This is a genomic window from Singulisphaera sp. GP187, assembly GCF_900129635.1.
GTDB lineage: Bacteria > Planctomycetota > Planctomycetia > Isosphaerales > Isosphaeraceae > Singulisphaera.
In genome coordinates, this window is sequence record NZ_FSRB01000002.1 from 2444360 (window position 1) to 2464026 (window position 19667).

Annotated in this window: 7 protein-coding genes; 6 read left to right on the forward strand and 1 reads right to left on the reverse strand. The window is 63.0% G+C overall.

Translation table 11 applies throughout. The features are described 5' to 3' along the window. The first annotated feature begins 394 nt into the window (after window positions 1-394). From BUS42_RS33890 to BUS42_RS33900, 3 genes are all read left to right on the forward strand, one after another. Entirely contained in the window at window positions 395-11515 is an 11121-nt protein-coding gene (locus tag BUS42_RS33890) for a S8 family serine peptidase (RefSeq protein ID WP_074315672.1), read from the forward strand. Between the two features lie 188 nt (window positions 11516-11703). After that, window positions 11704-14199: a DUF1549 and DUF1553 domain-containing protein gene (locus BUS42_RS33895; protein ID WP_074314508.1), complete on the forward strand. Its 2496-nt coding sequence runs from the start codon at window positions 11704-11706 to the stop codon at window positions 14197-14199. A gap of 94 nt (window positions 14200-14293) precedes the next feature. Beyond that, window positions 14294-15682 carry a DUF1501 domain-containing protein gene (locus tag BUS42_RS33900; protein ID WP_074314510.1) on the forward strand — a complete coding sequence of 463 codons (1389 nt, stop codon included), beginning with the start codon at window positions 14294-14296 and terminating at the stop codon, window positions 15680-15682. On the opposite strand, the gene BUS42_RS33905 is transcribed toward BUS42_RS33900, so the two are convergent. Beyond that, a complete protein-coding gene (locus tag BUS42_RS33905; RefSeq protein ID WP_254053973.1) occupies window positions 15667-15930 on the reverse strand; it encodes a hypothetical protein in 264 nt (87 codons plus the stop codon). The genes BUS42_RS33900 and BUS42_RS33905 overlap by 16 nt on opposite strands. A gap of 89 nt (window positions 15931-16019) precedes the next feature. Here BUS42_RS33905 and BUS42_RS33910 point away from each other — a divergent pair, with 89 nt between their 5' ends. The 3 genes from BUS42_RS33910 to BUS42_RS33920 all read left to right on the forward strand — a co-directional run bounded on the left by BUS42_RS33910 (window position 16020) and on the right by BUS42_RS33920 (window position 19563). Continuing rightward, window positions 16020-16328: a DUF971 domain-containing protein gene (locus BUS42_RS33910; RefSeq protein ID WP_074314512.1), complete on the forward strand. Its 309-nt coding sequence runs from the start codon at window positions 16020-16022 to the stop codon at window positions 16326-16328. A 55-nt stretch (window positions 16329-16383) separates the two neighbouring features. Beyond that, on the forward strand, window positions 16384-17412 hold the full coding sequence (locus BUS42_RS33915) for a glycosyltransferase family 2 protein (protein ID WP_074315674.1): 1029 nt from the start codon (window positions 16384-16386) through the stop codon (window positions 17410-17412). Window positions 17413-17628: 216 nt separating this feature from the next. Continuing rightward, complete coding sequence (locus BUS42_RS33920) at window positions 17629-19563, forward strand: YgiQ family radical SAM protein (RefSeq protein ID WP_254053974.1); 1935 nt, start codon at window positions 17629-17631, stop codon at window positions 19561-19563. Window positions 19564-19667: the final 104 nt, after the last annotated feature.

Genomic DNA, 19667 nt, shown 5'->3' on the forward strand with positions numbered 1-19667 from the left:
GTGCATGTAATCAATCACGCAGTCGGGTCCGGATTGCTCTGTACGTTTTCCATTCGTGCCGAGGCGGCAAGAGAAAAAATCAACGCGTCCCCCCGTGGAGTCTGAATTCGCCGAGCCACCTCATCAGATCCACTTGTGTAATTGGATCTTCCGATCCGAACACAAGCGATGGGTCGGAGGGAGTCGGTCGGAAGAGGTTTTGCGGGACAGACGAACGCGGTGGGGTCAAAGCGAGCTGCTGAGTCAGGGTCAACCTGCGAGGCGGTTCCGAAATAGCGACAAGCTGGATCACCTTGAACCATTGGAGTGTCCCGAGTCGAACCTTGGCGTCCCGAATTCGTAGGGAGTCACATGGTCATGACGAGGAACTCCGAAGTTACCGGGGAGTATGTCGATGGGGAGCTTCAAGGCTAACAAGCGAAATCAGGGGCCCGATCGGCGTCGTGGTTCCGTTGGACAACGGTTCCAGGACCTCCTCCGGTTCGAGCACCTTGAAGAGCGGACGATGCTCGACGCCTCGACACCGGTCGGGCCGATCGCCTGGCATTCGTCGTCGAGCAACGTATCCGACGTCAAAAACGGGCCGATGGCGAATGCCGGGGCCGACTTGATCAAGGTGTTTCAGAGCTTCCAGAGCGCGGGTGGAAACGGCGGCCAGGTGGCCGCGGCCTTCCCTGGGATCCTGATCTCCGGCAATTCGGTCGGGGTCGACATCAAAGGCACCGGCAGCTTCAGCAACTTCGTCACGACGTTGCAGAACGTCGGGATGCAGGTCACGGCCACCGATGCGACGCGGTCGATCGTCGAAGGCTTGCTGCCGATCTCGGCGCTGCTCACGGTCTCAACATCGACTCAGACGGTTGGCCTCGGTCCCATCTACCGGCCGCATATGAGCACCCAGGGGGTGGCCAACAACGAAGCGGATGCCACCCTGAAGGCCAACACCGCACGTCAGCAATACGGCGTGAACGGCACGGGCGTTACCGTGGGAGTTCTCTCCGACAGTGTCAGCAAGCTTGGCAACGGCCTGGCGGGCTCGGTCGCGACCGGTGACTTACCCAACAACGTCAATGTGATTCAAGATGGGAATGCCGGAGCGACTGATGAAGGTCGCGCGATGCTCGAGAACATCTACGACATCGCCCCGGGGGCGTCGCTGGCCTTCGCGACCGCGGACAACGGTCAACTCGGTTTTGCAGGCAACATCCGCAAGCTCGCGAATCAGGCAAACGCCAAAGTCATCGTGGATGACGTCGGCTATTTGAATGAGCCGATGTTCCAGGACGGCGTCATTTCGCAGGCCGTGATTGACGTGACCCAGAACAACGGGGTCTCGTACTTCAGTGCCGCGGGTAACAGCGCGTCGAAGGGCTACCTCTCGCAATTCCGAGGGGTGACTGCGACTCCCGGGGCCCTGCCCACGGGTCGCTACATGAACTTCAACCCGAACGGGGGAACGGCCGTTCTGCTGCCGGTCACCACGAGTAGCTCGATCGCCGCCGGGTCCGGGATCGGATTCCAGTTCGATCAGCCCTGGTACACGACCAACGGTGTCACGTCGGACGTTGATATCTTCCTGCTCGATTCGACGGGCGCCGTCATCTCGTCCGGCAATACAAACAACATCGCGACCCAGACTCCCGACGAGTTCCTTTCGCTGGCGGCCGCCCAGCCGAATACGACCTACTACGTTGCCATCCGTGTGAATACCGGGGCCGATCCGGGATTCGTCCAGTTCATCGACTGGGGCGACGCGCTGAGTTCGGTTTCCCAGCAGTTCGGCAGTGGCGGCAGCACGTACTATCCCACAACCTTTGGCCATCCCACCTCGGCAAGTGCCATTGGAGTCGGGGCGATTCCCTGGTGGGGGACGAATCCCACGAACTCCCCTGCGCCCAATCCCGTGCGCTCGGAGCCGTTCAGCTCGTACGGTCCCGCCCTGATCAAGTTCAATTCCCTGGGTAACCCACTCGTTTCGCCCCAACTCCGTCAGAAGCCCGACATCTCGGCACCCGACGGCGGCAACACCTCGTTCTTCGGCGGTGTGATCAACACGAGCAATCCCCCCTTCCCGGGTCAGCCTTCCACTCCGACCAACCTTTCGCAGAACCTTCCGAGCTTCTTCGGCACCTCTTCCGCGGCTCCGAACGCGGCCGCGGTCGCCGCGCTCATGAAGCAGAAGGTACCGACCGCGACCCCGACCGATATTCGCAACGCGCTGGTCGCTTCGGCCTCGCCCCTCAACGGACAGACCGCCGGCACCTGGAACGTCCAAGGTGGATTCGGCCTGGTCGATGCCGTGAAAGCGGTGAGCCTCGTCGGCGGATTGCAGGTTCTCTCGTCGACTCCCGGCAACTCGCAAACCGTCAACGTGGCGCCGACTCAGATTATCGTCACGTTCAATAGCGCGGTTCAGTTCAGCAGCGTGAGCGCGTCGAACCTCGTCTTCACCAGTCTCCCTCCCGGTGTGTCGGCCGCGGCGATCGGCACTCCGATCCCGCTCGACAACGCGACGAATCCGACGATGGTGGCGTTCCCGATCACCATCAATTCTCCGATCGGGGTGGTCGCCAACGGCAATTACTCCTACAAGGTGCAAGGTGGGATCGTTTCCACCACGGGTCAGGCCCTCGTTGCGTCCAATCCGATCTCGTTCACGCTGAATGATACGGTCGCTCCGGTCGTCGCCAACACGTTCGTCAATGGTCGGGTCATCACGATCCAGTTCAGTGAGGCAGTCCGCCCGTCCACGATCAACCCGACGAACATCCAGTTGATTCGCGCGGGGTCGGATGGAAGCTTCGGCAAGCCGAGCAACGTCAACCTGAGCAACGATCCCCGGCTCAAGATCACTTACAATCCGGCGAACTTCACCGCGACGCTCGACTACAGTGCGCTCGATCAGTCGCAGTTCCCCTCGGACCAGTACGCCCTCGTGATCCTCGCCGGCGACGGTGGCGGCCCGGGCGTCACCGACGTGGCCGGCAACTTCCTCGACGGCGAGTTCAACGGCGTTTTCCCGTCGGGCAACGGCGTCGTGACCGGGAACGACCGGTTCACCCAGTTCTTCGGGTTCCGCGGCCTGACCGCCCCGCTCGTCACCTCATTCCAGTTGATGGACGCGTCCGACACGGGAATCAAGGGCGACGGGATCACGAATGCGAATCAGCCGGTCTTCATCGGCCAGGTGGGAGCCAGCTTCCCCGGCACGGTCGCCGGGTTGCAAGTCCTGGTCCAGTTCAACGGCCTGCACAACGGTCAGTTTGATTTAGCACCCGGTGGCGGTGGCCGCGGCTTCGTGGGCACGTTCGACGTCTTGGCGACGACCGACGCCAACGGCACGTTCATCATCAATGCTCCGTTCTTGCCCGAAGGCTACAACTCGGTCCGGGTCCTCGTCATCGGCCAGCCTGATTCACCGCCGCTCCCCGGCCTTTCCTCCTCGTTCTCTTCCGCATTCCGGATCGATCGAACCGGCCCCACGGTAATCGCGGCGAGCCTGACGCCGACCAGCAATCCGATCCCGCTGGCGGGATCCAACCTGGCGAATCTCTCGACGCTTTCACTTCACGTCCTCGACAATCCGATCCCGACCAGCGGCCCGCTGGCCACTCCGCAGCAGATCCTTGTCTCCGCGCTCGACCCGGCGACCGCCGGCAACATCAGCAACTACTCGCTGATCAACCTCGACACCGGATTCGATGCAAGCTCGTTTATCGCCAGCGCTGTGTTCGTGGCGACCGGGCTCGACTTCATCTCGGCCCCGTCGCGCACCTCATCGGCCGATCCGTTCGCGGGTCGAATCGACATGACCTTCAACGCCGGCCTCCCCGCCGGTCGCTACGCCTTCGTCGCCCACACGGCCGGGACCTCCGGCGGCAAGAACTACAGCGGCCTGAAGGACGCTGCGGGCAACGCACTCAACAATACCAACGCGACCGGTTCGATCGACTTCCAGCTTCAGTTCACGGTGCAGAATCAGGCGACCTTCCTGACGAACTTCCAGGCGATCGATGCCAACTCCAACGTGGTTGGCGGCCCTCGCTCGTACTATGAGCTGCCCGCGCTGAACCAGACCCCCCGGGCCAATGCACCGCCCTCGGGCTTCATCCTCGATTTCGCCAACCCGCTCAAGATCGATCCCAACAAGAACTACAACAACGCATTCCAACTGATCGCCTCCGCCAACACCTTCGGCGGAGTCTCCGACGGTGACTTCGGAACATTCGGGGTTGGCGGGCTCGGCAGCACCGGAACCGGCTTCTCGGTCGTGCCGGGAACCACGGTCAGCTTCTTCGACAAGGTCACCGGCGCGGCGTATCAGCCGGGCGTGAATAACGCGGACCGAGCGGTCGTCAAGATCGCGGCGGGGACCACCCTCCCGGCCGACCATTACCGGCTCTACGTCCCGAACTCGGGAGCGACGACCGGCCTGTTCGACATCTACGGCAACCAGTTCGACGGCGAGTTCCTCGGCACACCCACCTCGACGGGTGGCTATGAAGACCTGCTGCCGAACGGACAGTATCGTACTGGTCTCACGGGTGACGGGGTCGGTGGTGGTGCCTTCGTGACCGGCTTCGTGGTGGTTCCCAACGGGAACATCATCTATGCCCGGCCCGACGCGACCGAGAATCCGCTCGACCCCACCACGGCTCCGGATGGAAGTCTCGCCAAGCCCTACGCCGCGCTGGCCCCCGAGGTCGATCCCGGGGCGATCCCCGCGAATCCGACCCACGACCCGAACAAGGGTGCCAACGACCCGTCGAACTTCTTCAACTTCAACTCGAACTTCGACCGCAACGGCGACGGCCACTTCACACGGTCGGCCCTCTACGCGGCCGAGCAGCTCTCTTATCGCGGTCCGGTCGTCGTGGTCGCCTTGCCCGCGACTCCCACGCTCGACCCGGTCACGGGTCAGATCATCCAGCAGACGTTCGTGCTCCAGGCTCCTGCCGGTCCAAGCACCACGATCAACGATGGCAGTGCCTCGGTGCCGTTCAATACGAGCCTGGTTTTCAACGCGGGCTCCGCGCTCAAGCTGCAAAACGCCTCGTTGTATGTTCAGAACCAGGGAAGCTCGCTCCAGTTGCTCGGGGGTGCCAACCCCAACGACCGGGTGAACATCACCTCGTGGGCCGACGCGACCGTGGGTGGCAAGACCAACGGTGCGTTCGGCAAGTCGACCCCTGCCGCGGGCGACTGGGGTGGGATTATCTTCCGGAGTATCGACACCGCCAGCAATAACCGAAACCTCCAGTTCCCGATCGACATCTCGCTGAAAGGTGTGAACGGAGGCAAGGCGATCTCGGGTGCCGATGACACTCTGTCGTTTATCAACTTCGCCAACGTCCGGTATGCGGGCGGTGCGGTCCCGCAAACCCAGGGGCAGCCGACGTCCGCCATCTCGCTCTACAACAGCCGGCCAACCCTCGCCAACTCGACCGTGGCCTTCACCGGCGTGTCGGGCACGATCGGCAGTGGCGGCTCGAACCTGGTCGCCTCGATCTCGGCCGATTTCGATTCGTTCCGCGAGGACGACATTGCCCGCGGTCCGCTGATCCGCCGCACCATCACCTCGCAGAACAGCCTCAACGGGATCCTCGTCCGAGCCGATTCCTCGGGCGTGGCCCAGCAGACCGACGCCATTCTCTATCCCGACAATCCCGCGTCGCTGGGCGGCACGCGCAACTACGTGTTCGACGACCCGTTGCCGATCATCTTGGTCTCGCAACTCCTGGTCGGACAGCAACTGCTTCAGGATACGGGTGGTCAGACCTCGTTCGTGGGCTCGCGGCTCTACATCCAACCGGGAATGTTGGTCAAGTCGCAGCGTGGTGCGGGCATCGCCGTCGTGAATTACGAGGCGAGCATGAATATCGGCAGCCGAACTTATATCAACCAGTACGACGCCGATCACAACGTCAGCCCGAACAGTCCTGGTTTCAAAGCCAACTCGGCCGATGATGCCAAGGTCCTGTTCACCTCGCTCTACGACAACGTCGCCTCAACCTCCTATTTCGACCCCTCCACTCAACAGACCACGATCATCGTCCCGGCGATTGACTCGGGGAACTCCAACGGGGCCAATCAGCCCTCACCGAACAACGTGCCGACCCTGGCCCGGTGGGGAAGCGTCTCGTACCAGTCGGGTGCGGTTGGCGTCGTCAATCGGGCCGAGTTCCGTTACGGCGGCGGTCTGGTCAACGGTCCGGGAGTCAGTGTCCCGAATCAGTCGGTGTTGGCCTTCATCACCAGCGACACGCCCCTGAATATTCGGGGTGGTCTCACGGCAGGTGGGAAGTTGGTCAGCGAACTCGGCACCCACGTGATGGTGACCAACAACGACTTCTTCGACAACCTCGATACGGCGATGCAGATCGAGCCCAACGGGCTGATGGCGGGCGACGCGATCAGACCGCTGCTCTCCGGCCATCCGTACTTTCGCGGCAACGTCATGCAGCGGAATGATATCGATGGTCTGGCCGTGGTCACCAGTAACGTTTTCCAGGTTGTGACCGATCCCAACCAACCGATTCGTCGGATCGAAAGGACGTTTGGGTCGGGCGGCACCAACCTCACGGTCAATTCGGTCTGGGATAGCACCGACCTGACCTACGTCCTGAGAGGCTCCGTCGTTCTCGCCGGAGACTATGATCGCTTCAGTTTAAACAACACCGCACCTCTGCCTGATCCGACCAAGTTTGTGGAAGAGCGAAAGCCCCACATTACCCTCACGGTGCAGAGTGCCCTGCCCGACACGCTCTTGGCCGACGGGACCAAGATTGGCCGACCCGGTGAGACCGCCTTGGTCAAGCTGATGAGCGACTACCAACCCTGGAGCGCCGGCCTGAGCCAATACGGTTCCGTTGGCGTGGCCGCTGGAAATAGCTCGGCGTCGAACGTTGGCGCCGGTTTCATGGTCGGCGTCGATGACGGCGTTGATCCGCCAACTGCTTTTGCTGGTGGCGTGGTCGATCCCGGTGCCGGGAGCCAGATCCGTTTTGTTGGGATCCCGGGCAATGAATCGACGGGGCAGCAACGCGTCCCCGTGGTCCTGACTTCACTCCGTGACGGCACCGTCGGTACGACGGTCCGTGGAGTGAACATGTTCAATATCTACAATCGGGATGTGCTCAACCCGACCCGCGACCTGAAAGCACCCGCAAAGGGGGATGGCGGAAACATCTACTTCGGCGGCAACTCGCTGACCGACTACAACCTGTACGATCCCCGCGACGGGAACCTGATCGACAATGCCGATATCCGCTATCTGACCCGGATCGAAATCCAGGGCGGCGGGATCATCGACGTTGCCAACGCGACAGAGGGGAACTTTGCCACGCAAAAACTTGGGCTCAGTCCGCTGACCCAGTTCAATTCGTCGCAGGCGATGACGATCTCCAACTCGAACCTCGCCTACTTCTCTGAAGCGGCCGTCTTCGCTCATGCCAACAGTGCGAATGCGATCATCCGAGACGTTTCGAGCCTGGCCGGGCCGAACCCAAGCCCCTTCATTTTCCCGATTCGCGACACCGTGACCACGCAGCGCAGCCAGGGTGTCACCCTGTTCATGTACGGCAATACAATCTCCAACTCCGCTGTGGGCGTGGAGGCCCACTCCGACGCCCTCGCGCCTCAACGATCCAATAATCCAACCACGGTCGTCCTGCTCAACAACACGTTCTATAACAATCCGATCGGGTTGCACACCATCGGATACGGTCCCGGCGATACCGGCCCGAACAATCATGTCTACTGGTTGGCGATGAACAACATCTTCTCCAACTCGACGACCAGTGCCATCCTCTCCGAAGGTTACGCGTACGGCAGTCAGGCCCAATACAACCTGTTCTGGCAAAACACCAGCAACCTCTCTAACTCGGCCGTCGGGTTCATCGGCAATACCGGGGCCATCATCGGCGATCCTGCGTTCCGTGATCCGGCTAACCTCAACTTCCAGCTTGGTCCCAACTCCGCGGCCATTGATGCGTCGCGCAGCGAAATCGGCCCGCTCTCCGCGGGTGACGCAATCTTCCCGACCGTCACGCAGGTCACGGTTCAAGGACCGAACGGCATCGCACCGACCTCCGTCAGCATCCGAACGGACCCGAACTCCCTGACGTTCCCAGCCACGCCAGGCCGGAGCAATCCCTCCGGTGGCAACGCATTCATTCAGGATCCCCGGAAGCTCGTGCTCCTGCCGGGCCGGTCGTTCCAGAGCCGCAAGTTCTTCGACCAGTGGGTCCCCGTCCTTACGACCGATGCGAACGGTGTTTCCGGTCCCGCCTCGAACGGGAGCACCTACAACTACGCACCGGCGGGCGGTGTGCTCGACGCGCTCGGCTTCCAACGGCTCGACGATCCGAACGTTCCGGACACCGGCTTCGGCTCCAACACGTCGCTGGACATCGGGGCGTTCGAGTATCGCGTCTTCAATCCCCCGAAGGTCGTCGCGGTGACGGCCACGACCAACAGCCCCAGCGGGGTCGTGAGCTCCAACTTCTACAAGGTCGGAGGCGCGGCCGGCAGCAACTCGGCACCACTGACGATCAACATCCAGCTCAACCACAACCTCGACCCCAGCACGGTGACCAACAAGTCGGTGCTGCTCCAGGCCTCGGGTGGTGACGGGATCTTCGGCAACGGCAACAGCGTTGACGACACGTTCATCGACCTCTCGGGCAAGCTATCGTTTAACCCGACCACGAGCGTCCTGACCATTCACCTGGCGGATGCGGGTGTGGTGCTGAAGGACGACGCCTACCGGGTCTTCCTCCTCGGGAGTGGGGCCAACGTCCTTCGTGACCCCCAAGGGGCTGCGCTCGACGGCGAAAACACGGCCAAGGACGATCCGAACGGGGCACAACTCCCGCTCCCCTCGGGCGACGGGTTCCCGAGCGGCAACTTCTTCTTGAACTTCACGGTGAACACGGAGTCGGCCCAGGTCCTTCCGGGCAGCTTCGTCCTTGCGACCCCCAGCGACACCAACGTTCGCGACTACATCACCTACAACAACCTGCCCAGCTTCACGGGAGCGATCACCGTTGCGAAGCCGGCCATCAACCCGATCCAGGGCCAGACGGTCGTCCTCGACATTTCCACCAAGGGCGATGGCGTCTTCGATCGGATGAATGCCGGCACGGCACTCACCGACGCGCTTGGCACCTTCGTCGTCACCGTCGGTGTCGATGCGGCCGGCACCGGTCTGGTCACCAACACCAAGGCCCTCGCCGATTCGAGCTATACGGTGGGTCCCGACGGGATCCTCCGGTCGTCCGCCAACCTGTTCCTGAACGCCAACCTGAGCCAGGACGACACGAGCTATTCGATCGCCCGAATCCGGGTGGTCAACAGCGGCAATACGTCGGACCCGTCGTACACCGGGTTTGTCGTCGACACGACCGGCCCGAAGGTCACCTCGTTCAGCCCGAACGTGGGGTCGCTGCTTCAGCCCGATCCCTCGACCGGGAAGGTGACGTTCTCGTTCACGACCGACAAGAACATCAACCCGGCGAGCCTCAACGTCAACACCCTCCTGGTGACCGCGGCGGGCCCCGACCAGGTCTTCGGCACCCCGGACGATATCTCCGTTCCGATCGATTACTCGACCATCGGAATCACTCCGCTCAAGACCGGGGGCAAAGGAGCCGAGCGGATCACGTTCACGCTCAGCGGGGCGCTGGCGAATGACCTTTATCGGGTGACTCTGAAGGGGACTGGGTCGGGACCGATCACCGACATCGCCGGCAATCCGCTCGGCGGATCCACTGGCATCGGCGGGGCGGACCTCACGTACAACTACGTGGTGTTCAACCCCACCGCCTCGCACTCGATCTTCGTCGGGGCCGGCAACTACGTCACCAATCCCGGGGCCACGCCCGGATCGCGTGAGAATCCGTTTGCGACCATCACGCTCGGGATGGCCGCCGCCGTCCAGGGCGACGTGGTGGCCGTGCTGCCGGGCATCTACACCGAGAACGTCACGCTCAAGTCGCTGGTCCGGCTGGTCTCGGCCAACACGACGAGCACGAACACCGCGCTCTTCGACGGCAACCCGCTCACCACGATTATCCGGGCTCCAGCCGCCGGTCGAGTCACGGGAGCGACCAACACCACGGTGACGGCCGTCGGCCTGTTCAGCGTTCCGGGTCTCAATACCGAGATCTCGGGCTTCACAATCGCCAGCCCGCTCCTGGGCGACCCCGCACTGGGCGCACTCGACATCTCGTCGGTCGGCCTGCGGATTCAAAACTCGAACATGGTGGTGACGAGGAATTACTTCGTCGACTCCGGCTTCGGGATCGCGGTGGAAACCTCGGGAGCGTTTGCCGTCACGCCGTACATCCTGAGGAACGGGTTCATCGGCAACGCGACGGGCCTCTTGTTGAACGACATTGGCGGGACCAGCGCCCTGCCGGCGGGCGGTCAGGCCACCCTCCTCAACAACACGTTCGCGTTCAACACGTTCGGCGTCCTGGCGAACGTCACCGCAAGCTCGCCGATCATGGCTCAGCTCTACAACAACATCTTCTGGCAGAACCATGACCAGACGCTGGGACGGAACGGGGCGGGGATCTATGCCACTGTCTCGAACAAGCTGATCGCCAGGAACAACTTGTTCTCGGGCAACGGAGCGGACTCGGCCACTCAAGCACGGTTCTCCGGATTCAACGTGGGGAACGGCTTCAACAAGGACGCGATCGGCCTGGCGCCGACGACTGACAGCCTGGGCAACTATGCGGGCGATCCCGCATTCGTCTCGCCGCGCGATCCTCGGCCGGGCGCTGACGGACCGGCAGCGTTCTTCATCGACGCCAACTTCAACCTGACCTTCTCCTCGGCGGCGATCGACGGTGGCAACGACGCCGTGGCCCCACTAAAAGACTTCCTGGGCCGAAGCTTGGTCAAGATCCCCGGCAAGGGGTTCCCGAACGCCGGACCGAAATCCGACATCGGAGCCTTCGAGTTCCAGGGGACCGGTGGCATTCCGGTGGGCGGGGCGTTCCGGATCGTCACCACCTCGGTGGCTCCCGGTGGTGCGGTTCAAGCGAACGGCATGACCGTGTCCCAGGGACCGGGCACGATCACCGTCGCCTTCTCCGGGCCCGTCGATCGCAGCTCGGTGACTCCCAACGACCTCGTGATCTCGGGCAGTGGCCTCAACAACATCTACCCGGCGAAGGCCGCCAGCCTGACCTGGATCGATGAGCAAACGGTCCGGTTCAACCTCACAGGGGGCTATAAGTTCAGCGGCGACGTCAACCTCTCCATCCCGCAAGGGGCGGTCAAGAGCCTGAACGGGGCCCCGAGCCTTGGGTTCGCCGACAGCTTCAAGGTGAACACTCCGCAACTCCAGGCGTCGTCGGTGACGACCCCGGTGCAAACCCAGACGACGAACCAGGTGGTGACCCCGGCCCCGGCCCCGGCCCCCACTCCGGCCCCGGCGCCGGCCCCCACCAAGGCCCAGAAACGGCTCGCCGCTCGCTTGTTCGCCCGACGTTTCCATCGTTGATCCTGATTTGAGGTTCAAGACGACAACGACGAACGGGCGGCCCCACTCGGGCCGCCCGTTCCTTGCGCTTGACGACCCGCTCAAGGTCGGATTAGTGTATGAAGTGAAACCCACCCGAGCTCCGTCGGCTCAGCACCAACCGCCACGCGGAGACTCTGCTTCCACCACTCCCAGCGAGGGTCGTTCCCTTGACCATCTCGATCCGACGAAGACCGGATCTCGCAGGCCAAGCCGGATCGGCCGTTGTACTGATCCTCGTTGGACTTGTCGCCTCAACCGCCCTGGCCGAATCACCCCCTTCGCGAATCCGCGTCGAACCGTCTCAGATCGAACTGAGCGGCAGTCAAGCGCGGCAGCAGGTCGCCGTGACCGGCGAGTTCGCCGACGGGACGATCCGCGACCTCACCCACTCGGCAGATTACCAAGTCGAACCACCCAGTCTTGCGCAGGTCACCCCTTCGGGCGTGATTCGACCCGGTGCGGAAGGTACGGGGCGAATCCGAGTCATCGTTGACGGCCGACAGATCGACGTCTCGTTGTCGGTCGTACACCGGGATGTCGTTCGGCCGGTCAGCTATCGGCTCGACGTCGTTGCACTGCTTGCCAAGGCGGGCTGCAACATGGGCGCCTGCCATGGCAACCTGAACGGCAAAGGCGGGTTCCGACTCAGCCTGCGGGGCGACGATCCCCGAGCCGACTGGCTCGCGCTCACCCGCGATGCCCTGGGACGCCGGACCGACTTGGTCGATCCCCCGAAGAGCCTGATCGTTCAAAAGCCCACCGGGCGCTTGTCCCACGAAGGCGGCCAGCGGTTTCCAAGTGGGTCAACAGAAGAGCAAGTGTTGCTGGGATGGATTGCCGGTGGGGCCCGCGATGATCTCAACTCGGCTCCGCGGTTGACCCGGCTCGACGTCTACCCGACCGAGCGGATCGCCGCCCCCAAGGCGTTGCGGCAACAACTCGTTGTGACGGCCGAATTCTCCGATGGAACGAGGCGCGACGTTACTCGTCTCGCCTCCTACGACATCAGCGATCCAACCTGCGTGGCGGTCTCGGTCGATGGCACGGTCGAGGCGGCTCGGCCCGTCGAAACCACCATCGCCGTTCGTTATCTGGGAGGGCGGGGAATCAGTCGGCTCGCCTTCCTGGCCGATCGCCCTGACTTCACCTGGCGCGAGGTGGCCCCCGAGAACGTCGTCGACACCCATGCGTTCCAGAAGCTGAAGGCCCTTCGGATCAATCCGTCCGACCCGGCGGGCGACCCTGTCTTCTTGCGCCGGGCCTATCTCGACGCCGTCGGCCGGCTGCCGACCCCGGGCGAAGCGCGGGCGTTCGCGGCCGATCGCGGGACCGACCAACGAGGCCGACTGGTCGACCGTCTGCTCGCCTTGCCTGAGTTCGCGGACTTCTGGGCCTTGAAATGGGCCGACCTGCTCCGCAACGAAGAAAAGACGATGGGGGAGAAAGGTGTCTGGGTGTTTCAGCGCTGGCTTCGCGACCAGTTTGCCGCCGACCTGCCGCTCGACGAATTCGCGCGGCGGATCCTGACCGCCAAAGGATCGACCTATGCGAATCCTCCCGCCAGTTTCTACCGGACCAATCGCGACCCGATGACGGCCGCCGAAACGGTGGGCCAGGTCTTCCTGGGCGTCCGGCTCCAATGCGCCCGCTGTCACAACCATCCCTTCGACGTCTGGACCCAGGACGATTACTTCGGTCTGGCCGCCTATTTCGGCAACGTCCAGCGCAAGGAACTGCACAACGAGCGCAGGGACATGCTGGATAAGCATGAAATCAACGGTGACGAAGTCATCTATCTCGCGGGCCAGCCCGAAACGGTCCAGCCGCGAACCGGTATGACGATGGAGCCGAAGGCGTTGGGTGGCCCGAAGCCTGACTTGGGCAAGGACCCGGATGCGCTCGATGATCTGGCCGCATGGCTGACCCGCGACAACCCGCAATTCGCGCGGAATCTGACGAATCGGATTTGGTTTCACCTGATGGGCCGAGGCATCGTCGAACCCGTGGACGACTTTCGCGACTCGAATCCGCCCTCGAATCCGAAGCTCCTCGACGCCTTGACCGCGGAGTTCGTCGCGAACGGGACCCGGCTTCGCCCCCTGGTTGCCCTGATCATGAAGTCGAAGACGTATCAGCTCAGCGCCACGCCCAACCCCACCAATCTGGACGACGAGGCCAACTTCGCCCGCGCCCAGGTACGCCTGCTCCCGGCCGAGGTCCTCCTGGATGCGATCGGCCAGGCCCTCGGGACACCCGAGCGATTCGAGCGCACTCCCGTGGGTATGACCGCGGTTCAGTTGCCAGGCGCCCGCATGGGCGGCCAATTCCTCAAGGCGTTCGGCAAGCCCGACCGTCTGCTCACCTGTGAGTGCGAGCGTTCTGAAGCCACCACATTGGCCCAGGCCTTCCAGCTGATCAATGGAGACGCGGTTCGGCGCGCTCTGGAGGCGCAGGACAACCGAATCGGCGAGCTCATGCAGTCGGGCGCCTCGGAAGCCACGATCGTCACGGAAATCTACCTCGCCGCGCTCAGTCGTGAGCCGACCGCCATCGAACGAGACGCCATGCTCGCTCATGTCCATGCGTCCAAGAATCCGCGCAAGGCCTGGGAAGACGCGTGCTGGGCGGTCTTGAATAGCAAAGAGTTTCTCTTGAGACATTGAACGGACACCAACCGGGCTCTCCCGATCGTGCGGATGACTGAGAAGGCCCAATGTTCGCGTGGCCTCGGCGCGAGAGAGATAAAGGAAGCGGCTCATGAACGACGGCTGTCCTGAATACCGCGTGGTGAATCGCCTTTCACGCCGAAGCCTCCTGAAAGTCGGCACGGCCGGCTTCGCCGGCCTGAGTCTCCCGACCCTCCTACGGGCGGCCGAGTCGCGGGGCCTGCCCTCGAAAGCGAAGCACGTCATCTTCCTCCACCAGTTTGGTGGTCCGTCGCACCTCGACACCTTCGACATGAAGCCGGACGCCCCCGACGGCATCCGAGGCGAGTTCAAGCCGATCGCGTCGCGGCAACCTGGGATCATGCTGTCCGAGCACCTCCCTCGGTTCTCGAAGACCATCGGCAAGTTTGCCCAGGTTCGCTCGGTGCATCACCGCATGAAGAATCATAATTCCGCCACATATTACAGTTTGACGGGGCATGCCCCCCCACTCGATGACATCCGGCTGCGCGACACCCAGGAACTCTACCCCGCCTACGGCAGCACGGTCGCCAAGCTGATGCCGGTGGATGACCCCGCGATCCCGACCTTCATGTCGTTCCCGCACATCCTTCGCGATGGCAGCGTCACCCCCGGGCAAACGGCCAGCTTCCTCGGCAAGCCGTTCGACCCCTTCTTCGTCGGCCAGGATCCGGCCGCGGCCGACTTCCGGCTGCCGGAGCTGAGCCTCCCGTCGACCTTGCCATTGGAACGACTCGACGACCGGAGAAACCTGCTCCGGATGATCGACGCCCAGGGCGACCTCCTCGAATGGTCGGGCACCGCACGCGGAATCGACGCCTTTTATGATCGCGCGTTGACCATGCTCGCTTCACCCAAGGTCAAGCAAGCGTTCGACCTGTCCCACGAGCCGGCCAAACTCCGTGACGCGTACGGTCGAACCACCTACGGCCAGAGTTGCCTGCTCGCTCGCCGCCTGATCGAGACCGGCGTGCGGTTTGTCACGGTTTACTACTCCAACACGATCGGCGGCCGGGGAAATGGGGGTTGGGATACGCATGGAGACAACTTCAACCAACTCAAGAACGGCCTGCTGCCGATCACCGACCTGACCGTACCGACCTTGATCGACGACCTGCAATCGCGCGGGCTGCTTGACGAGACCCTGATCGTCTGGATGGGCGAGTTCGGCCGTTCCCCCAAGATCTCCAACACGGCCAAGTTCGGCGCCAACGGCCGCGACCACTGGCCCCAGTGCTACACCGTCCTCTTCGCGGGCGGTGGCATCACCCCTGGAGCGATCTACGGCTCAAGCGACCGAATCGGCGCCTACCCGGCCTCCGACCCTGTCTCCCCCGACGACATCGCCGCCACCATGTTCTGGGCTCTCGGCATCGACCCGGCCACCGAAGTCTACGACACCCTTCGCCGCCCCTTGCCGATCGCCGCGGGCAAGCCGATCACTCAGATATTTTCATGATATTCGGAGTTATCATCCGATTCCGGTTCCTGATCGGGCTCGGCCGGCTTGACTACGGAGAGCCCCGCCTTTGCTAGTCGGCTCACGACGACCGGCCAGTGGCGGGACAGACTATGCGCGGCCATCGTATGCGAGCATTCGATCGTCTCACGGTCGAAGCGTCCGACGACCCGAACGCCCCCCGGGGCGCGCCCCAGCGCCTTGCGGACGGCATTGACGCTTTTCGCTCTGACCAAGAATCGTCCCATCGTGGCTTCCCTCATTTCGCAACCCGCCTTTCTTATGGTAGTCTCGAACTTCGTGAGCGCCACCCCTTCGCCTGAATTCGAGTCCCCTGATGAGCGACGCACCTGCCAACATCCGCGCCCTTCAGAGCGAGCAAATCCTGGAACTGACCTGGGAAAATCAACCCGCCGTTCGCCTTCCCTACAAGCATCTTCGCGGCGAATGCCCCTGCGCCTCCTGCCGCAACGAATGGACTGGGGAACGGATCCTCGACCCGAGTACGATCAGGGCCGACCTGAAGCTCGACGGCATGGAACCGATCGGTAACTACGCGATCCGGCTCGGCTGGAACGACGGGCACTCGTCGGGGCTCTACACCTGGGAAACCCTCGAGCGACTGGCTCTCCCGTTCCGCGTCTGAGCACTCAAGAATCTGGGTTCGATCGCCCGGCTTGCGGGTGGATGAGGTTTTGACCGTGGACGAGAGCCCGAAAATCACGGTTGCGATCCCCACCTATCAAGGATCGCGGCATCTTGCCGAGGCACTTCGGGGGATCCTGCTTCAGGACGGCGTCACCTTCGACCTCCTCCTCTCGGACGACCAGTCGAACGACGACACACTCCAGATCGCTCGATCCCTGGCCGGGGACCGGATTCGGATTCAGACCAACAGCGAACGCCTTGGCTTGGCCGGCAACTGGAACCGTTGCGTCGCCCTCAGCCGAACTCCGCTTGTGGCGATCTTCCACCAAGATGATCGAATGGAACCGGGCCACCTCGCCGCGCACGTCCGGGCCTTCGACGCGAATCCCGGTGCGGGTCTCGTCAGTAACGAAGCCCTGGTCATCGACGACCAGGGGCAAGCCGTCCCCGAAACCATCGTCGAGCGCAGTCGGATCGCTCCGCTCGACCGCGCATTCGAGCCCGGCACGTTTCTCTCGAATTTGACGGTCCGCAACCCCCTGCGCTGCTCGGCCGTGACCCTCCGAAAAAAGGCCCATGAGGAACTTGGTGGCTTCGACCCCTCGTTTCACTATGTCGTCGACTGGGACTTCTGGCTCCGGGTCGCGAACGATTGGGCTGTGATCTGGCTCGCCCGCCCTACCGTGGCGATGCGCTGGCACTCCGCCAGCGAAACCCATCGGTTCAAGGTGGGGACCGAGGATCTGGAAGAGATCGAACGGCTCCAGGCTCGCCTGTTTGAGCGAATCGAGCCTTGGGCGAATCGAGTTCCCCTCAAACAGGCGGCCGATCGTCGGCTGGCGCGAGCCTATCTGAACCGCGCCCATGACAGCTTGGGCCAGGGCGATCCGACGGCGGCTCGCGTCTGTTTGAGTCGGGCCGTCGCGCTCGATCGAGGGATTTTGCGAACGATCGCGTTCGACCCAAGACTGGCTCTCTCCCTCGCCGCCCTGGTTACCGCCCCCGAACTGACGCGACGTTGGTACCTTCGCCACCGCTCGACTACCACCAAAAAGGACCGGTCGATCCCGCAACCCCACTGAATCACCCTTGTCCCCAATGGTCGACAAACGCGATAATCAAAGGTTCGGACTCATTGTTTCTTTTTCCGAGGCATTCAACTTAGTATGACGACCGGGACCGTCGCACCACCCCCTTGTTCTTCGCGCAATGCGAACGCCAATGTCGCACCGACGCAACTGCCGGTGTTGCCTTTGGTTCCGCTCGCGCTCCCACACCTTCCCGCCTCTCGGGCAGAGATGGAGCGCCGGGGTTGGAATGAAGTTGACGTCGTTTTCGTCACCGGTGATGCGTACGTCGACCACCCGGCGTTTGCGATGGGAATCCTCGGGCGGATCCTGGAGGCGGCCGGATTTCGGGTCGCGATTCTGAGCCAACCGGACTGGCGCAGCGCGGATCCTTGGCGGGAGTTTGGTCGTCCTCGCCTGTTCTTCGGCATCAGTGCCGGGAACATGGACAGCATGATCAACCACTACACGGCCAACAAGAAGGTCCGCAACGACGACGCCTACAGCCCCGGTGGTCGAATCGGCCTGCGGCCCGACCGTGCGACCTTGCCCTACTGTCAGCGCGCCCGTGAGGCCTTCCCAGGGGTCCCGGTGATCGCCGGCGGGGTCGAGGCGTCGCTCCGGCGGCTGGCGCACTACGACTACTGGAGCGATACCGTCAAGCGGTCGATCCTGCTCGACGCCAAGGCCGACCTCCTCGTCTTCGGCATGGGCGAGCAACCGATCGTCGAGATCGCTCGTCGGCTCGCCGCCGGAGAAGCGGTGCGCGAGCTCCGCGACATGCGTGGGGTCGCCTACGCGCTCGGGGCGAAAGAGGCACCGCCCGACGATGCGTTCGTGCTTCCGACATTTGAGGAAGTGAAGACGGATCGCCACAAGTTCGCCCAGGCCACCCGGATCATTCACCAGGAGACCAACCCGCTCAACGCCAAGCGGTTGGTCCAGTTCCACGATCGCCAGGCGGTTGTGGCCAACCCCCCCGCTCTGCCGATCAGCCAGGACGATATGGATCGGATCTACGGCCTGCCTTATACGAGGCGCCCGCATCCGATGTACAAGAACGAGAAGATCCCCGCGTTCGAGACCGTGAAAGATTCGGTCACGATCATGCGTGGCTGTTTCGGCGGCTGCACCTTTTGCTCGATCACCGCGCATCAAGGGCGGATCATCCAGTCTCGTTCTCAAGAGTCGGTCCTGACCGAAATTCGGAAAATGGGCGAGGAACCGAGCTTCTCGGGGATCGTCTCGGACATCGGCGGCCCCACCGCCAACATGTACCAGATGCGCTGCACTCGCCCCGAAGTGGAAGCCAAGTGCAAGCGCCAGTCGTGCGTGCATCCCAAGATCTGCAAGCTCCTGGGAACCGACCACGGCCCACTCGTTCAACTGATGCGCGAGAGCCGCGAGATTCCCGGGGTTCGCAAGGTGATGGTCGCCTCGGGGGTCCGCATGGACCTGGCGCAGCGGTCCCCGGAGTACATGGTCGAGCTCGCGGGGCATCACGTCGGCGGCCACCTCAAGGTCGCGCCTGAGCATACCGACCCCGAAGTCCTCAAGCGCATGAAGAAGCCCGAAGTCAATGACTACGAGGGTTTCGCCGACGCGTTCAAGGAGGCGAGCGCGACCGCGGGGAAGCCAAAGCAGTTCCTCGTGCCCTACTTCATCGCGTCGCACCCTGGGAGCGACCTGGACGCGATGATTGACCTGGCGCTGTTCCTGAAGCGGAACGGCTACCGCCCCGATCAGGTTCAGGACTTCATCCCGGCGCCTTTCGATGTCGCCACGTGCATGTATTACACGGGCCTCGATCCGTTCACGGGTGAAGAAGTTTACACGGCCCGTAATCTTCGCGACCGCAAGCTTCAGCGTGCCTTACTCCAGTTCTTCAAACCGGAGAACTATTTCGAGGTGCGCGAGGCGCTTCAAAAGGCCGGTCGGCAGGAGCTGATTGGGTCGGGGTGCGACGCCTTGATCCCGGCGAACCCGCCCAAGGCCGCGTTGCAAGCGCGAATGGCCAAGGCCAATCGCGCGTTGGGTGAAGGCCGATACGTCCACACGATTCCCAAGCCAACCGGCGAGACGGAACCGCCGCAACAGGCCCAGTCGCCCTCGGCCGGCGGCTATCGACCGGATCGCAAATCGGCCAAGCGCCGGCCGCGCCGCTGATCGCATCTTGAAAATAAATCTTTCCAAAATTCTGACCTTGATCATCCGAACGTTATGAACCGACGACCGAACCGTCCGACTTCACGCCCACGACCCAAAGCGGC

Coding starts and splice junctions, on each gene's coding strand:
- BUS42_RS33890 (WP_074315672.1), top strand. CDS start 395: ATGGGGAGCTTCAAGGCTAACAAGCGAAATCAGGGGCCCGATCGGCGT.
- BUS42_RS33900 (WP_074314510.1), top strand. CDS start 14,294: ATGAACGACGGCTGTCCTGAATACCGCGTGGTGAATCGCCTTTCACGC.
- BUS42_RS33905 (WP_254053973.1), bottom strand. CDS start 15,930: ATGGGACGATTCTTGGTCAGAGCGAAAAGCGTCAATGCCGTCCGCAAG.
- BUS42_RS33910 (WP_074314512.1), top strand. CDS start 16,020: ATGAGCGACGCACCTGCCAACATCCGCGCCCTTCAGAGCGAGCAAATC.
- BUS42_RS33920 (WP_254053974.1), top strand. CDS start 17,629: ATGGAGCGCCGGGGTTGGAATGAAGTTGACGTCGTTTTCGTCACCGGT.